The organism is Campylobacter sp. RM9331 (genome assembly GCF_020137685.1).
GTDB lineage: Bacteria > Campylobacterota > Campylobacteria > Campylobacterales > Campylobacteraceae > Campylobacter_E.
Map to the genome: position 1 here is coordinate 1 of NZ_JACGBA010000015.1, position 16,573 is coordinate 16,573.

Here is a 16,573-nt window from a genome sequence, read left to right on the forward strand (position 1 = left end):
TATAATTTATTAAAAAATCTTTTTTAATTCTTCTAAAGCCTTAAATCTGTGGCTAATTTTATTTTTTTCATCTTGACTAAGCTCTGCAAAAGTCTTACTTAATCCTAAAGGAATAAACATATTATCATAGCCAAAACCATTATTACCGCTTTCTATTTTACTAATCGTTCCATCACAAACGCCTTTTGCAAATTCTATCTTTGAATTAGTAATTAAGCATAAAACGCAAACAAAACTAGCCTTACTAAAATCAACTCCAACTTTAGTTAATTCAAGGCGTAATTTTTCTCTATTTTTAGCATCTTTTTCATCACTAAAATCATTTGCGTATCTAGCAGAAAAAATGCCTGGAGCATTATCTAAAGCCTCAACGCAAAGACCACTATCATCAGCTAATACTGCATAATTTTTCTTATCTTCTTCGCTTAATTTATCCCACAATGCTTTTGCTTTAATTTTTGCATTTTGTTTAAAGCTATTTCCATTTTCAATAGGATTAAAATCACTCACAAAATCACTTGCTAAATAAAGCTCGCAATTTGTTAATAATTCTTTAAATTCTTTTAATTTACCACTATTTGAACTCGCAATTATTATTTTCATTATCTATCCTTTATAATTTTTAGTATTATAAGTAATAAAAATACCAAAAGGACAAACCATTAAAGATTTAATAATTATTGGAGCTGGAGCAGCGGGATTATTTTTGGCTGCTAATTTGAAAAAAAATGCTTTAATTTTAGAGCAAAATAACGCCGTTGCTAAAAAACTTTTAATAAGTGGTGGTGGCAAATGCAATGTAACAAATGAAAATATCAATATTAAATCGTATTTATGCGATGATTATGATAAATTAAAGCAAAGTTTAGATGAGTTTAGCTATCAAGATAATCTTAATTTTTTTAAAGGAATTAAGTTTAATAAAATTAGAAATAAGCAGTTTTTTGCTCCTAATTCTTCATTAATCCTTGATAGATTATTAAGTCAAAATAAATCAAAAATTATGCTAAATACTAAAGTTTTAGGCTTAGAAAAGGCAAATAATTCTTATAAAATCACCACAAATAAAGGCGAGTTTTTAGCTAAAAATGTAGTAATTGCTACCGGTGGAATTTCTTTTGCTACTTTAGGAGTAAGCGATATTGCATTAAAAATTGCAAAAGAATTTCAAATAGGATTTAGCGAGTTTTTACCTGCTTTAGTGCCACTTACTTTACAAAAAGATGAGTTTTTTATGAAAAATCTTAGTGGAATTAGCATTGAAGTTTGCATTAATGATATTTTTAAAGGCTCTATGTTATTTACCCATAAAAGTATTAGCGGCCCTGTGGTTTTGAGTGCTTCATTGTTTTGGACTAAAGGCAAAATCAAAATTAATTTTCTAAATGATTTTAAAATAGATTTTAGCAGTTTAAAGCAAGCTAGCACGCATTTATCTTTACCTAAAGCTTTTATTAAAGAATACTTAAATGCAAATAATTTAAGCGATAAAGCAATGAATAAATATAATTTAGAAGAAAAAGAGATTATAAATAAATTATATAATTATGAGTTCGCACCAGCAGGAAATCTAGGCTTTAATAAAGCAGAAGTTTGTAAAGGTGGAGTTAGTCTAAAAAGCCTAAATGAGCATTATGAAAGCTTAGGAAATAAAGGTTTATTTTTCATAGGTGAATGTTTAAATGTAGCGGGGATTTTAGGCGGATTTAATATACATTTTGCATTTGCTAGTGCAAAAAAATTGGCAAATTATTTAAACAAGGAGTTAAAAGATGATTGATTTATCAAATAATGAAAATACCTTAATAAAGCACGATTTTAAAAGCATTATGAATGATTATGATTTAATGTGTAAATACCCTTGCGATAGCGAGTATTTGCTAAAAGAAGAACTAGCCAAAAAGCATAATGTAAAATCACATAACATAAGCTTAGGTTGTGGCTCAAGCGATATTATTTATAGAACAATTTGTGCTTTAAATGCAAGAGCAAAAAGCGAAAATAAAGAGCTTAATTTAATAGTTCCTATGCCAACATTTGATTTAGTTTTAAGCATTGCAAAAGCTTTAAAAATAAAAATTACTTATATTTATTTAAAAGATGATTTTATCCTAAATGTAAATGATATAAAACCATTAAAAAACTCATATAATTTAATTTACATTACCAATCCAAACAACCCAAGTGCAAAAGAGCTTAGCCAAAATGATTTAGAGTATTTATGCTCAATTTGTAAGGATAATACTTATATGATTTTAGATGAAGCTTATGCTGAATACAATGCTAATTTTGTAAGTATTAAAAAATGTCAAAAAAATATAATAATTACTAGAACCTTTTCTAAAATCTATGCTCTAGCAGGACTTAGAATAGGATATGCTATTGCTGAAAATGAATTGTTTTCTTTTATTGATGAGTTTATTTTAATAGACAATATCAATGCTTATGCTTTATTTTGTGCTATAAATGCTTTAAAAGATGAAGAATTTGTAAGTAAAACAAGAGCTATGACTTTAGAAAATAAGGCTAAATTAGAGCAGGTTTTAAATGAATTGGATATTTTTTATTTTAAATCTAATGCTAATTTTATTTTACATAAAATAAAAAGTGAAAATTATCATAATTTTATGCTAGAAAACGGGGTTAAAGTAGGTAGAAAAATACATAATTACCCTTTATTTAACAGAATTAGCGTAGGAAATATTGAAGAATTAAATGTATTTTTTAAAGCCTTAAAATTAGCAAAAGAAAAAGATTTAGTGTAAAAATAAATTAAGAATTTAATTCTTAATTTATATCAAATAAAGAAGGTGTATAACCACTTAATTTTAAAAGCGAATAAGCTTTAGTGGTTGCTACCCTTCCTTTTGCACTTTTTTCTATGTAATTATTTGCTATTAAATAAGGCTCGATTACATCTTCAATAGTTCTTTCATCTTCACTTAAAGCTGCTGCAATAGTATTTAAGCCCACTGCTTTTTTAGCCTTGCATAAAAACTCAAGATAATTTAAATCACACTCATCAAGACCTAATTCATTTACGCCTAAACTCTCAAGCGCTAATTTAGCTCTTTTTAAAGTGATTTTTGTTTCATTATTTACTATGGCAAAATCCCTAACTCTTTTAAGAAGTCTAAGGGCAATTCTTGGGGTGCTTCTGCATCTTTTAGCTATTTCTTTACTAGCGTCGTTATCACAGGTAATATCAAGTTTTAAAGCAGCTTTGCTAATAATTAAGGCAAGTTCATCAGGGGTATAAAACTCTAGCCTACAATTAATCCCAAATCTATCCCTAAGCGGAGTTGAAATTCCACCGCTTTTAGTAGTAGCAGCAATTAAGCAAAACTTAGCTAAATCAATTTTAACGGTTTGAGCTGCAGGGCCACTTCCTATTATAATATCAAGACGAAAGTCCTCCATCGCTGGATATAAAACTTCTTCAATAGCAGGGCTTAAGCGATGAATTTCATCAATAAATAATATATCTCCATCTTCAAGATTTGTAAGAATTGCAGCTAAATCTCCGCTTTTTTCTATCATAGGAGCTGCTGTGGTTTTGATATTTACTCCCATTTCATTTGCAATTATATTTGCTAAAGTAGTTTTTCCAAGACCTGCAGGGCCAAAAAATAAAGTATGATCAAGCGGAGCATTTCTTAACTTTGCTGATTTTATAAATACTTTTAAATTCTCTTTAGTTTTGTTTTGACCTACATATTCATCAAAAGTGCTTGGTCTTAGGCTAATTTCATATTTGCTATCATCTTTAAATTGTTCAATTTCAACTATTCTTTCCATTTTTTACCTTAAATAATGTTTGTAAATAATTTGTATAATCTTAGCAAAATATAAAAACGAGTGATTACATGAATAAAAATTTAGGACTTTTAGGGCAATTAGAATTAGAATTTGATTTTGATATCGTTGATGATTTTATGACCCATTTTAATATTTTTTGCGATTCTTTAGAGCCTGTTATTATCGCACTTGAAGATGAAGATAAATATAAAAATAAAGTAAATGAGCTTTTTAGAATGTTTCATAATATGAAAAGCGCTAGTGGTTTTTTAAAAATTAATCAATTCGTAAATATTTGTAAAATTGTTGAAGATGTCTTAGATGAAGCTAGAGATATGAGAGGTCCTGCTAGCGATGAATTAGTAGATTGGCTACTTTTTGTAACTGACCAATTTATGATATACAAAAGAGATTTTAACGATAATAATCCTTATCTATCGGCGTTAAATCCAAAAATTATTCACCTACCACAAAGGCTAAATAAATGAATGCTAAATATTTTATAACAGCTATTGTTTTATTGGTTTTATGTTGTTTGCTTTATTTATTTAAACCTTTTTTATTAACTATTGCAATTGCTGTTTTAATGGCAGTTGCTACTGCAAATCTTCATCATAAAATATTCGTAAAAACAAAAAGAAAATATGTAGCTCCAATAGTTTTAACAACTATGATGTCTTTATTATTTTTTGCTCCACTTGCATACACTAGCTTTTCTTTAGCAAGTTCAATTAAAGACTTAGATATAGCTCAAATTCAAACAACAATTACAAAATTAAAATCAGCAGAATTTAATTTACCAAGCAATTTAGACTACATAGAGCCAAAAGTAAAAGAAGCTTTAAATGAAATAGATTTAAATAATGTAGGTAAAAACATATTAAATTATGCTTCAAATTTTACAAAATCAGGTGTTAAATTCTTTACTGAACTTATATTAATAATAATATTTTATTTCTTCGCAAATTATTATGGAGTAGAACTTGTAGGATTTTTTAGAAAACTTATGCCGCTTAAAAAAAGTGAATTTGAAAATGTATTAGGCGAAGTATCTAATGTAATGAGCGTTGTGTTTTATTCTGTAATTATTACTGCTGTTTTTGAAGGTTTATTATTTGCAGTATTTTTAATGTATTTTGGATATAACGGACTTTTAATGGGTATTTTATATGCAATATCTTCGCTAATTCCATTAATAGGAGGTGCTTTACTTTGGGTTCCTGTTAGTTTATATGAATACTCTCACGGCAATACAGCAAATGCTATAATAATTGCGCTTTATTCAATTATTATGATTTCTATTATTGCAGATACTTTTGTAAAACCATTAATAATTAGATGGATTAATGAAAAATTGTTAAAAACACCAGCAAATGTAAATGAGCTTTTGATATTTTTTGCAATGATTGCTGGTATTTCTACATTTGGCTTTTGGGGAGTTATATTAGGGCCTGCTATTTTGGCTTTATTTTTATCAGTTGTAAAACTTTATGTGTTAATTATAGAAAAGCATTAAATTATTATTTTTTTAATGCTTGGATTTAATCTAACTAAAGCTTCATAAACATTAGTATTAAAATAATTTGCGTATTTTAAAGCATCGTTAAATACGCAGATATTTTCTTTATTAGTATCTTCAATGCTAAAGCTATCCATTGAGATTTTGCCTAAAACTTGTTCGTTATTTGCTAATTTAAATTCTTTTAAACCTTTATAATATAAAAGCCCATCTCCATATCCTAAATCATAATTAGCAACTTTTAAATCCTTATTAGATACAAAAATCTCATCATATCCAATACTATCTCCAGCACTAATAATTCTTGAGCTAATTTTTTCAGCCCAAAGACTTAAAACCGGCTTTAAATTAGCCTTTACATCGCAATATCCAAACTGTGCTAAGCCTACTCTAGCGGCCTTATCGTATTCATTTTTATCTAAAAATAAAGTGCTAGAATTTGCAGAGTGAAAAAACACTTCATCAGAATAATTATTCTTTATAAACTCGCACATTTTTATATAAAGTGGTTTTTGATTTTTAATATTATTTGGACTTGAATAATGAGTGAAAGCTGATACTAATTTCAGCTTTTTTTCTTTAATAATTTTTAGAGCTAATTCTAAATTGTTTTCACATATTCCACTTCTATGCATATTAGTATCAAGTTTTAAAGCGACTTTATCTTCATTATTTAAATAATCAAAATAACTCAAATCATTAATCGCTAAAATATAATTATCGCAAGCTTTATAATGCTTTGGAATTTGAGATAGTATTAATATATTTTTAAATTTATTTTGAATAATACTAGCTTCATTTATGTTTTTTACTGCGACATTTTTAATACCAAATTCTAAAGCCAAATCACTAATTATATTAATATCGTGCCCGTAAGCATTGTCCTTTAAAATAATGATTAATTTATCAATGCTACTAACTTTTTTTAAGCACTCATTTAAATTATGAAAATAATTTGCTTTATTAATTGTGATAAATGCCATTATTGCTCCGTTAAGATTGACATTTTTCCATTTACTAATTCAATATATAAAACTTTTTCGCCATTAAAAGTATAACTTGAAGTAGCATAATTTTCATAAAAAGTAATCTTAAATATTTTCCTTTGCTCTAAATTAGGATAAGGAATTATATTTATATCTTTAAATTGTATTGTTTTATCCTGCTTTCTACTAAAAATTGCCTTTTTTTGCTCCTTAAAAGCAGATATTTTCGTGCCATCATATTTAATAAACTCATCACTATAATAACTAAGATATGTTTTATAATCATTGTTAGTCCAAGCATTTTTCCAATCAAATAAATTAGCCAATATTAAAGCAATTTCATCAGCATTTGTGCTAACAACGCCTTTTTCATTAATTAATACATATATTTTTTTATTATTTACAATGCCATTAAAATCTAACAAAACATCATTAGTCATTACAACACAACCCTTAGTCTTATAAGCATCATATCTTACATCGCCTTCAAGTGGAAAACCATGAATCCAAATTCCAGAGCCTGTTTTTTTACGAACTTTATCATATAAATTAGGATAGTTTAAAACAAAAGCATAAGGTCCATAATAATTATCAGGTGGAACCATTTTGTTTAAAACCTGATAAGCTCCAATAGGGGTTTTTAAGTCCCCTTCTCTTTCTTTATTACCCATAAGACCTGTTATTACACTTTGCTCGAATTTAGGTGTTAATTTGTTGTTTTTTTCTTCAAATAAAACTAATTTTTGTTTATCTTTATCAACTACTACCACCATAGCATCATCGCTATAGTATCCATATTTTAAATCAAGTCCTTGCAATTGAGTTTGCCAAAACTTAACATCACTAAGTCCAGCTTCAAGCTTATTTTCAACTGCACCTATGCCATCTTTTAAATAAATTTGTAATAAATTGTCTGAATATAAATAAATTGATAATAATAAAATTATGATTTTTTTCACTATTAGCTCCTATAAAAGTTAAGGACTAATTATAAAAAGTAATTTTAAAGCTAAGTTAATACCAAAAATGTTTTTTTGATTATTGCTTTCATTAAGAAAAATTTATTTATAATCCTTATCGTTTTTATTAAAAAGGAGAATTCAATGAAAAAGATATTATTAGCGTTAAGTTTAGGTGCAAGTTTATTTGCAAACAACATAGAAATAAGTGAGCCTTATGTTAAAATTACCCCACCAAATGCAAAAAATTCAGCTATTTTTATGAGTATTAAAAACAACTCAAATGAAGATATAAAGTTAGTTGATGCTAAATGTGATTTTGCAAAAAATACAGAAATCCACACTCATATTCACGAAGATGGTATGATGAAAATGATTAGAATACAAGACGCAACAATCAAGGCAAATGATACTTTAGAACTAAAACCAAAAAGCTATCATATTATGCTAATGGATATTAAAGATAGCATTAAAGAAGATACTAAACTTAATTTAGAACTAAGCTTTAGTAATGGCGAAAAAGTTGAATTAAAAGACATTCCAGCAAAATCAATAATTCACGCTCATTAATGAAAAAATTAATATTTTTATTAGTAATAATTGCTATTTTTGCAAGTTTGTTTTATTTTTATCCAAATTCTAAAAAAAGGGAGTTAATCACTACATTAACTCCACTTAGTTGCGATTTAAATGTAAGCGAGTGTGAAGTAGATTATAATGGTAAAAAAATCATATTTGATTTAAGTCCAAAACCGCTAAAAACCTTAGAAGAAACAAAAGTAATTATTAAAAATTTAGAAGATTTTCCCAAATTAAATGCAAGACTTTATGGGCTTAATATGTATATGGGAGATATTGTAGGAGAATTTGAAAAGATTGATAATGCTTATATTGCAGATATTGTTTTTAGTGCTTGTACTGAAAATACTATGAGATATAGATTAGAATTATTTAATGATAATAAAAGCCTTGATTTATCTATAGATTTTGATGTTAGGAGATAGTATGAAAAAGCTAATTATTTTTATTTTTTTAGGATTAATCTTAACTGCTTGTTTTAATAATAAATATGATTTTAATTTAAAAGGAGCAGGTGATAAAACTTATACCCTTAAAGATTTTAAAGGAGATAATTTATTAATTTACTTTGGCTACACATTGTGTGCTGATATATGCCCTACTTCTTTAGCTATTGCCACTAAAGCTTTGAATGAATTAAATAGAAATGATATAAAAATATTATTTATTAGTCTTGACCCTAAAAGAGATACGGCAAATGATATAAATGAATATGTGCAATATTTTTATAAAAACTCACTAGGACTTGTGCCTAGCGAAGATGAGCTTAAAAGAATTTCAAAAAACTATGGGGTAAAATATGAGTATATTTATCAAGATAGTGCTGCTGAATACACCGTAGCCCATAGCTCAAGTTTTTATATAATTGATAAAGATGGTAATTTCAAAGGAGAAATAAGCAATTTAACAAATGCGAATGTTAAGAAAAAAATTAGCGAATTTTTAGGTAATAATTAACTATTTACTTTTACAATTCGGTTTTTAAATATATAAAGGAGAAATAATGGCTACTAAAAAAACTAGCGAAAAAGAAACAAAGCAAACAGCTAAAAAAACTACTGCTAAAAAAGAAGTAAGTAAAAAAGAAACTTCTAAAGAAGTAGCAAAAAAACCAACTGCAACAAAAGCTGAAAAAGTAGAAAAAGAAGTAGTTGAAGATAAAGCTGTTAAATCTAAATCAAAGGAAACTACATTGTCTAACGAAGTAAGTAAAGTTGAAGAATTACAAAATGAAATTGAAAAATTAAAAGCTGAACTTGGTATTATGAAACAATTCAACAATAATCGTGATAAAAACTCAAGCGATAAAATCTTTATGGAACTTGAAAAATTAAAAGAGATTATTTATGGTTTAGAAGATAGAATTGAAGAGCTTGAATATCAAGTAAGCGAAAAAGACGATTATTAATATTCATTCCGTTTTTCGGAATGAATTAAACTTATGCTATTTACATTTATTCTTTCATTAATTAGTTTTGTTGTTTTAATTATTTTTAAAGGTATTGATTTTACTTATTTAAATTCTTTATATGATTTTATAAGTTTTAAGACACTTGCCCTACTTTCTATGTTTATAGCTGTTAATAAATCCTTAGAATTAATAGGAGCATTTAAGCTACTTGCCTTTTATGTATTAAACAAAATTACCAAATTAAAAACCATAGCAATTTTACTAATACTAATATGTTTTTTTAGCTCTATGTTAGTTACTAATGATGTAGCGTTGCTTTGTTTTGTGCCTTTTAGTATTTATTTATTAAAAGAATTAAAAGCGAAAAAATTTACTATGCAAATCATAATATTACAAACAATAGCAGCAAATCTTGGCTCAATGCTAACACCATTTGGAAATCCACAAAATTTATTTATATTCACATATTTTCATTTAGATTTTTTAAGCTTTTTTAAAAGCACTTATATTTACTGCTTTATATCTTTAATATTATTATTTATTTTTACCATAAACATTAAAAACAAAAACATAAAACTAAAAAATCTTATAAAAACTCAAATAAATCAAAAATTATTTATCCAAAACCTAGCATTATTTTTCATATCAATTTTATGTGTTAGTGATATTTTAAATATATTTTTAGGCTTTTTTGTAGTTTTTATAAGCTTATTTATTAGCAATAAAAACGCAATTTTTAAAGCTGATTTTTCTCTTATTATAATTTTTATAAATCTTTTTATATTTGTAAAAAATATAAGTTATTTTATAAGTATTAAAGAATTTGATATTTTTTATCTAAGTATATTTTTATCTTGGATTATTAGCAATGTTCCTGCTTGTGTGTTTTTGGCTAGTTTTACAAATGATTATAAAGAATTATTATTAGGGGTAAATATTGGCTCATTAGGGACTTTAATAGCTTCTATGGCGAGTTTAATTTCTTATAAATACTACATTAATTCTTATAAAAATAAAGCTTTTAAATACATAATCAATTTTACTTGGATAAATATTGTATTTTTAATAATTTTAGTAGTTTTTAAAGAATTATCCCGAATTTAATCGGGATAAAATTATTTCGTATTAAAAATAAATTCCTTATCAAAATCAACTTCTACAAAAGATTTCAAATTCCCTTGTAAAATAAGCTCACTAAGTCTTGAATCAATTTCTTGATATATAGTTCTTTTTAAGGCTCTAGCACCATATTCATCACTATATCCTAGATTTAAAATTTCTAATCTTGCATTCTCACTAATACTAAAGCCAATTCCAAGTTCAGCTAATTTATTGCTAGTATTTTTAAGTAAAATATCAACAATTTGTAAGCATAAATCTTTATTTAAAGCATTAAATCCTACTATTTCATCAAGCCTATTTACAAATTCAGGTTTAAAGTATTTTAATAATTCTTTATTTATTAATTCATTTCTTTCTTTTTCATTTTTAATATCTACAAATTTAGCTGCTCCAATATTACTTGTAAATATTATTAAAGTGTTTTTAAAATCAACCCTAAAGCCTTTATTATCACTCAAAGCTCCTTCATCTAACATATTTAAAAATATATTAAATATCTCAGGATGAGCCTTTTCTATCTCATCAAAAAGTAACACCGAATAAGGTCTATTTTTAACAGCTTCTGTTAATTGTCCGCCTTCATCACTTCCTACATAACCAACCGCAGAACCTATTAAATTGCTTACTCTATAACTTTCAGCGTATTCATTCATATCAAAACGAATTAAAGCCTTTTCATCATCAAAAAGCTCTTTTGCAATTGCTTTTGCTAATTCAGTTTTACCAACTCCTGTAGGCCCTAAGAATAAAAAGCTTCCTATAGGACGATTAGTATCACTAAGCCCTGCTTTATTTGCCCTTACTGCACGAGCTAGAGCTTTTATAGCTTTATCTTGTCCTACCACACGAGTTTGTAAATTATTTTCAAGATTTAAGTATTTTTCACTCTCATTGCTTAGTAATTTACTAACCTTTATTCCTGTCATTTTTGCTAAAATTAATGCTACTTGCTCATCATCAACTTCGTTTTTAAGTAAAGTTCCGCTTTGTTTTAACTCTTGCCAATTTGCCTTAGCATTCTCAAGCTCGTTTTTAACTTGTGGGATTTTTCCGTATTCAATCTCTCCTGCTTTTTGATAATCTCCTTTATTTTTTGCAATATTTGCTTCATTTTGCAAATTATTAATCTCGTTCATTTTCTTTGAAATTTCGGCAAATACTCTTTGCTCGTTTTCAAATTTCATTCTTAATTTTCTTTCTTCTTCGCTAAATTCACTTAATTCATTTTCAATTTCTTTTAATCTTTCTTTATTTTTTTCTTCACCTTCCATTAATAAAGCTTCTTTTTCAACTCTTAATCTAACGATATTATTTTTTACATTTCTTAAAGCACTTGGCTCACTTTCAATTTGCATTTTAAGTTCAGCTGCAGCTTCATCTATTAAATCTATTGCTTTATCAGGTAAAAATCTTCCTTGAATATAACGATTACTAAGCTTAACAGCAGCTACTAAAGCTTTATCATTAATACTTACATTATGATGAGCGCTTAATCTTTCTTTAAGACCCCTAAGCATTGCTATTGCATCATTTACGCTTGGTTCATTCACAATTATGCTTTGAAATCTTCTTTGCATTGCAGCATCTTTTTCAAAATATTTTTTATATTCTTTTAAAGTGGTTGCACCAATGGTTTTAAACTCGCCCCTACTTAAAGCAGGTTTAAGTATATTAGCAGCATCCATACTTCCTTCACTTGCACCTGCACCTAATATTGTATGAATTTCATCAATAAAAATTATGATATTAGGATTTGCTTTTACACTTTCAATTATATTTTTAAGTCTTTCTTCAAATTCTCCGCGGTATTTTGCTCCTGCAACAAGTGCTGCTAAATCAAGACTTAATATTTGTTTATTAGCTAAAGAGCTTGGCACTTGTTTATTAGCAATTGCTTGAGCTAGAGCTTCTACTATAGCTGTTTTACCAACTCCTGGCTCACCTAATAAAATAGGATTATTTTTGCTTTTTCTAATTAAGATTTGCATAAGCCTTTCTAATTCATTATCTCTTCCTGTAATTGGGTCAAGTTTGCCTGATTTTGCTAATTCAACTAGATTTGTGGTGTATTTTTCTAATTCTTTATTACTTATATCATCTTGCTCTTTTTCGCTAATTTTTCTATCACCTCTTAAAGCATTTAATTCGCTTTTTAATACAAGTAAATCTAAATAATCTTTTAATAACTCACAAATTCCACCCTTATCACACTCACTAATTATCCACATATCAGTGCTTAAGTAGCTATCACCTTTACTTAAAGCAAATCCAATAGCCTTTTCAAGTGAAGTTAAAAGCGCATTGCTAGGTTTTACATTATTAGCATTTACTCCATCGCTTTTTACTAAATTATCAGCCTTACTTTTTAACATTAGTGAAATTGCGGTTTTATCTATTGATAATTTATTAAATACTTGATTAAGAATAGAACTCGAATCATTAGCAATAGCCCATAAAATATGAAATGGTTCTATATTTGGATTTTTATTAAATACACATAAGCTTACTGCTTGACTTAAAGTTTCATTAAATTGATTTGTTAATTTATCTTGAATATTCATATTATCTCCTTTAATTGATATGGTTCGCATTATATTACTTTAGTCTATTATTGTCAAGTATAAAATTAAATTTATCACTTAAATATATTAAGTGCTAAGTTTTTTATTTAAAAATACACATAATTGCTTACTTGTATTTAAAAAATTGCGTTAAAATCACAGCTTTAATCTTAAATCTTATTGGAGCTATCGTGAATTTTAATAAAAAGATATTTTTGTGTGTTGCACTTGGAATTTCGTTGTTTGCAAAAACTGATGAAGAAGCTGAAAGACAAGCATTCTCAAAGCTTATTAAAACTTTTAGAATGATTGAAGCAAATTATGTTGATGAAATCAGTATAGAGCAACTTGTGGATAAATCTTTAGAAGGATTATTGAGTAATCTTGACGCACATTCAGCATTTTTAAATGAAAAGAATTTCAAATCTTTACAAGAAAGCACAAACGGAGAATTTGGCGGTCTTGGAATGACTTTATCAATTAAAGATAATGCAATAACCGTTATTGCACCAATTGAAGGAACACCTGCTGATAAAATTGGTATAAAATCAGGCGATGTTATTTTAAAAATTGAAAATGAAAGCACGATAGGAATGAATCTTGATGACGCAGTTTCTAAAATGCGTGGCAAACCAAATACTAAGATTAATATTACAATATATAGAAAAGGCGAGAAAAAGCCACTAGATTTTACGATAACAAGAGATATTATAAAAGTTGAAAGCGTTTATACTAAAAAAATAGAAAATACAGACTTTTTATACATTAGAATTACAAGTTTTGATAGAAATGTTGTAAGTAAAGTAAAAGACGCATTAGCTATTAATAAGGATATTAAAGGGATAGTAATTGATTTAAGAAACAATCCAGGTGGTTTATTAAATCAAGCTACAGATTTATTGAATTTATTTATTGATAAAGGTATTTTAGTATCTCAAAAAGGAAGAGATGAAAGTGCTAAAATAGATACTTTAGCGATTAAAGGTGCTGCGATAAATACAAAAATACCTATTAGTATAATTGTAAATGGTGGAAGTGCAAGTGCAAGCGAAATCGTAAGTGGAGCTATGCAAGATAGAAAAAGAGCGATTATTGTTGGTGAGAAGACTTTTGGTAAAGGAAGTGTTCAAATGATTAGAGAAATCAATGATAAAGAAGGTATAAAACTAACAATCGCAAAATACTACCTACCAAGTGGAAGAACAATTCAAGCAGTAGGAGTTACTCCTGATATTATTGTGTATCCTGGTAAGGTAAATACTGAAGATAGTGGCTTTAGTATAAAAGAAAGTGAACTTAAAAAACACCTAGAAAATGAATTAGAAAAAATTGATGGTAAAAAAGAAAACAAAACCGATAAAAATACGCTAACTCAAGAGCAAATCAATGAAGATTCTCAATTAAAATCAGCAATTGACGCTTTAAAAATCTTAGTAATTAAAGGAAATTAATGAAAAAAATAATCTTTTTGATATTTGCTAGTATTTTATTTGCAGCTCCATCAAAAGAATTAAGTGTAATGGACGCTCAAGTTTATACAAACCTTAATCAAAATAATGAAGATGCAAATAGTTTTACTAGCGATATTAAAGAAGAATTTAATGATAAAGTAGAACTTGCTATTAATGCTAATTTTTCAAAAAATTCTGTAAAAACTAAAGAAGTTTTTTATATAGATATAACAATTAATTCTAATTACAAAACAAATTTTACTCCGCAAATTAATTTTGAAAAAAGTATTGATATGCAACAATTAAATAAAGATATTAAATTTAATAGCGAAAATGGAATTTATACTACTCGTGTTTATTTTCAAGCAAATACAGCAAATGCTAAACTAAACTCAATTGATGCTAAGTTATTTAGAAATACTCAAGAAGTAGGAAATGCTAAAATCAGCCTAGATAATTTAAAAATTGAAGAATTAAAATTTAATAAAGATTATGTAGAGTTGGTTGCAAGTGATTTAAAAATTACGAATTTAAAATGCACTGAATATGATGAAACTAGCGTTATATGTGGAATGGACGCAAAAGCAAATAACACTAATTTTAATAATTTTTCTTTAAAAACTGCAAAATCGCAAAGCATTACAAATGTCGGAAAAGACTATGAAAATGCAAAATGCTCAATTGCTTTAATTTTTCCTAATAATATGAAAAATTTCTCTTTTTCATATTATGACCCATTAGAAAATAAATTCATAGAATATTCTAATAAAATCATAGTAGAATCTGAAGAAATAAGCACTCAAACAGACTTAAATCCAATAACAAAAGAAATTAATTTTTATTTACAAATTGGAAGCTTAATCTTAGCTGTAATTTGTCTCATAATTGTAGTAATTTTTAAAAGGTTTTTTTCTTTAATAGCACTTGCTATAGTTTTTGTGGCTTTTAGCTTTATTGATGGTGGGAATTTTAGTAGTGCTAAATTAAAATCAGGTGCAAGTGTTAGAATTTTACCAACTAATAATTCAACTATTTTTTATAAAAATACTGACATAAAAGAAGTAAAAATCATAACCAAAAAAGACAATTTTGTAAAAATAGCACTTGATGAAAATACAAGTGGTTGGGTAAAAAATGAAGATATTGAATAAAATCTTAAGTATTTTTCTAGCAATAATCATAGCAATCAGCATTGCTTTTGTAATTGTTTTAATGTTTATTTTCCCTAAAAAAAATTGGGTTATTAGAAAAACTTGGGCAAAATTTATCCGTAAATTGTGCTGTTATAAAATAGAAATAAAAGGCGATTTTAATCCTAATGCAAGAATGATTATCCTAAATCATCGCTCAATGCTAGATATTATCGCACTTGAAGATATATATCCATACGATTTAGCTTGGATTGCAAAAAAACAGATTGAAGAATTATTTTTCTTTGGAAATATCATAAAATTACCTAAAATGATTTCAATAGATAGAGAAAACGCAAGAGATTTTGTAAGAGTTATAAATGAAGCAAACGATAGATTAAATAATAATAGAAACATATCTATGTTTCCTGAAGGAACTAGAAGTGATGGCTATGAGTTATTAAGATTTAAAAAAGGCGCTTCAATGCTAGCTACTAAGTTAGATGTTTTAGTTCAACCTGTTGTAATTATTGGTTCAAAAGAGATTTTAGATAGTAAAAGAATAACAATTCACTTAGGTAAAAAACTTACAATAATACCTTTACAACCACTAAAAGCTAATGAATTAGACAATGCAAAAGACTTAATGCAAGAAGCAATTAATGAATATTTCAAGGCTAATGAGTGAATATTTTTATGGTTGCTTTAGGTGGAGCCATTGGTGCTGTTTTAAGATATATTTTAAGCACTTTTATAAATCGTAATTTTGATTTTAAATTCTTTATAGCTGGGACATTAATCGTTAATTTGATAGGCTGTTTTTTGATAGGATTATTTTATGCACTAGCTAAAAATTACGAGAGTTTAAACGAAATAAGATTATTAATAGTAGTAGGATTTTTGGGTGCTTTTACTACTTTTTCATCAATTACTTATGAGAGCATAACATTATTAAAATCATTAGGCTTCGTTGCCTTTAGTGCAAATATTATTTTAAATGTAGTATTTGGACTAATAGCAACTTATATTGCTTTAAATTTTTTTAAATAGGAGAAAA

18 protein-coding genes are annotated in these 16,573 nt (G+C 26.7%); 13 read left to right on the plus strand and 5 right to left on the minus strand.

Features of this window, described 5'->3' with window-relative positions; translation table 11 throughout:
• Positions 1-9: 9 nt before the first annotated feature.
• Positions 10-603: an RdgB/HAM1 family non-canonical purine NTP pyrophosphatase gene (rdgB, locus tag AVBRAN9331_RS06560; protein ID WP_336612654.1), complete on the minus strand. Its 594-nt coding sequence runs from the start codon at positions 601-603 to the stop codon at positions 10-12.
• Positions 604-679: 76 nt separating this feature from the next.
• On the opposite strand from rdgB, the gene AVBRAN9331_RS06565 reads away from it, so the two are divergent.
• Both AVBRAN9331_RS06565 and AVBRAN9331_RS06570 read left to right on the plus strand, forming a co-directional pair.
• Positions 680-1,780, plus strand: coding sequence for an aminoacetone oxidase family FAD-binding enzyme (locus tag AVBRAN9331_RS06565; protein WP_336612669.1), 1,101 nt, complete (start codon positions 680-682; stop codon positions 1,778-1,780).
• Positions 1,773-2,765, plus strand: a complete 993-nt coding sequence (locus tag AVBRAN9331_RS06570; RefSeq protein WP_336612655.1) for a pyridoxal phosphate-dependent aminotransferase — start codon at positions 1,773-1,775, stop codon at positions 2,763-2,765. Before AVBRAN9331_RS06565 ends, AVBRAN9331_RS06570 begins: the two co-directional genes overlap by 8 nt.
• A 22-nt stretch (positions 2,766-2,787) precedes the next feature.
• On the opposite strand, the gene ruvB is transcribed toward AVBRAN9331_RS06570, so the two are convergent.
• The gene (ruvB, locus tag AVBRAN9331_RS06575; protein ID WP_214117299.1) at positions 2,788-3,798 is read right to left on the minus strand and encodes a Holliday junction branch migration DNA helicase RuvB; all 1,011 of its coding nucleotides are present in this window, start codon (positions 3,796-3,798) and stop codon (positions 2,788-2,790) included.
• A gap of 68 nt (positions 3,799-3,866) precedes the next feature.
• Between ruvB and AVBRAN9331_RS06580 the strand changes: the two genes are divergently transcribed.
• Positions 3,867-4,286 (plus strand): Hpt domain-containing protein, encoded by a 420-nt coding sequence (locus tag AVBRAN9331_RS06580; RefSeq protein ID WP_214117301.1) that lies wholly within the window; start codon positions 3,867-3,869, stop codon positions 4,284-4,286.
• Positions 4,283-5,314 carry an AI-2E family transporter gene (locus AVBRAN9331_RS06585; protein WP_214149804.1) on the plus strand — a complete coding sequence of 344 codons (1,032 nt, stop codon included), beginning with the start codon at positions 4,283-4,285 and terminating at the stop codon, positions 5,312-5,314. The genes AVBRAN9331_RS06580 and AVBRAN9331_RS06585 overlap by 4 nt, the downstream gene beginning before the upstream one ends.
• Here the strand turns inward: AVBRAN9331_RS06585 and AVBRAN9331_RS06590 are convergent.
• Together AVBRAN9331_RS06590 and AVBRAN9331_RS06595 are read right to left on the minus strand one after the other, a co-directional pair.
• The gene (locus AVBRAN9331_RS06590; protein WP_336612656.1) at positions 5,311-6,300 is read right to left on the minus strand and encodes an alanine racemase; all 990 of its coding nucleotides are present in this window, start codon (positions 6,298-6,300) and stop codon (positions 5,311-5,313) included. The two genes, AVBRAN9331_RS06585 and AVBRAN9331_RS06590, sit on opposite strands and share 4 nt — an antisense overlap.
• Positions 6,300-7,262 (minus strand): L,D-transpeptidase family protein, encoded by a 963-nt coding sequence (locus AVBRAN9331_RS06595; protein WP_214117312.1) that lies wholly within the window; start codon positions 7,260-7,262, stop codon positions 6,300-6,302. Before AVBRAN9331_RS06595 ends, AVBRAN9331_RS06590 begins: the two co-directional genes overlap by 1 nt.
• A gap of 144 nt (positions 7,263-7,406) precedes the next feature.
• Here AVBRAN9331_RS06595 and AVBRAN9331_RS06600 point away from each other — a divergent pair, with 144 nt between their 5' ends.
• From AVBRAN9331_RS06600 to AVBRAN9331_RS06620, 5 genes are read left to right on the plus strand one after another with little or no spacing between them, the layout of a single operon-like run.
• Positions 7,407-7,832: a copper chaperone PCu(A)C gene (locus AVBRAN9331_RS06600; RefSeq protein WP_214120431.1), complete on the plus strand. Its 426-nt coding sequence runs from the start codon at positions 7,407-7,409 to the stop codon at positions 7,830-7,832.
• On the plus strand, positions 7,832-8,266 hold the full coding sequence (locus AVBRAN9331_RS06605) for a hypothetical protein (protein ID WP_214117315.1): 435 nt from the start codon (positions 7,832-7,834) through the stop codon (positions 8,264-8,266). Before AVBRAN9331_RS06600 ends, AVBRAN9331_RS06605 begins: the two co-directional genes overlap by 1 nt.
• Before the next feature lies 1 nt (position 8,267).
• On the plus strand, positions 8,268-8,798 hold the full coding sequence (locus AVBRAN9331_RS06610; RefSeq protein ID WP_214117317.1) for an SCO family protein: 531 nt from the start codon (positions 8,268-8,270) through the stop codon (positions 8,796-8,798).
• A 46-nt stretch (positions 8,799-8,844) separates the two neighbouring features.
• The gene (locus AVBRAN9331_RS06615; RefSeq protein WP_214120428.1) at positions 8,845-9,249 is read left to right on the plus strand and encodes a hypothetical protein; all 405 of its coding nucleotides are present in this window, start codon (positions 8,845-8,847) and stop codon (positions 9,247-9,249) included.
• Positions 9,250-9,282: 33 nt separating this feature from the next.
• On the plus strand, positions 9,283-10,356 hold the full coding sequence (locus AVBRAN9331_RS06620; RefSeq protein WP_336612657.1) for an SLC13 family permease: 1,074 nt from the start codon (positions 9,283-9,285) through the stop codon (positions 10,354-10,356).
• An 11-nt stretch (positions 10,357-10,367) separates the two neighbouring features.
• Here AVBRAN9331_RS06620 and AVBRAN9331_RS06625 read toward each other — a convergent pair whose 3' ends face one another.
• Positions 10,368-12,935, minus strand: coding sequence for an ATP-dependent Clp protease ATP-binding subunit (locus AVBRAN9331_RS06625; RefSeq protein WP_214120513.1), 2,568 nt, complete (start codon positions 12,933-12,935; stop codon positions 10,368-10,370).
• A 155-nt stretch (positions 12,936-13,090) separates the two neighbouring features.
• Here AVBRAN9331_RS06625 and AVBRAN9331_RS06630 point away from each other — a divergent pair, with 155 nt between their 5' ends.
• From AVBRAN9331_RS06630 to crcB, 4 genes are read left to right on the plus strand one after another with little or no spacing between them, the layout of a single operon-like run.
• Positions 13,091-14,386: a S41 family peptidase gene (locus AVBRAN9331_RS06630; RefSeq protein WP_442862234.1), complete on the plus strand. Its 1,296-nt coding sequence runs from the start codon at positions 13,091-13,093 to the stop codon at positions 14,384-14,386.
• Entirely contained in the window at positions 14,386-15,537 is a 1,152-nt protein-coding gene (locus AVBRAN9331_RS06635; RefSeq protein ID WP_214117324.1) for a hypothetical protein, read from the plus strand. Before AVBRAN9331_RS06630 ends, AVBRAN9331_RS06635 begins: the two co-directional genes overlap by 1 nt.
• Positions 15,521-16,204, plus strand: coding sequence for a lysophospholipid acyltransferase family protein (locus AVBRAN9331_RS06640; RefSeq protein ID WP_214117326.1), 684 nt, complete (start codon positions 15,521-15,523; stop codon positions 16,202-16,204). Before AVBRAN9331_RS06635 ends, AVBRAN9331_RS06640 begins: the two co-directional genes overlap by 17 nt.
• Positions 16,201-16,566 (plus strand): fluoride efflux transporter CrcB, encoded by a 366-nt coding sequence (gene crcB / locus AVBRAN9331_RS06645; RefSeq protein ID WP_214117327.1) that lies wholly within the window; start codon positions 16,201-16,203, stop codon positions 16,564-16,566. The genes AVBRAN9331_RS06640 and crcB overlap by 4 nt, the downstream gene beginning before the upstream one ends.
• Positions 16,567-16,573 lie beyond the last annotated feature (7 nt).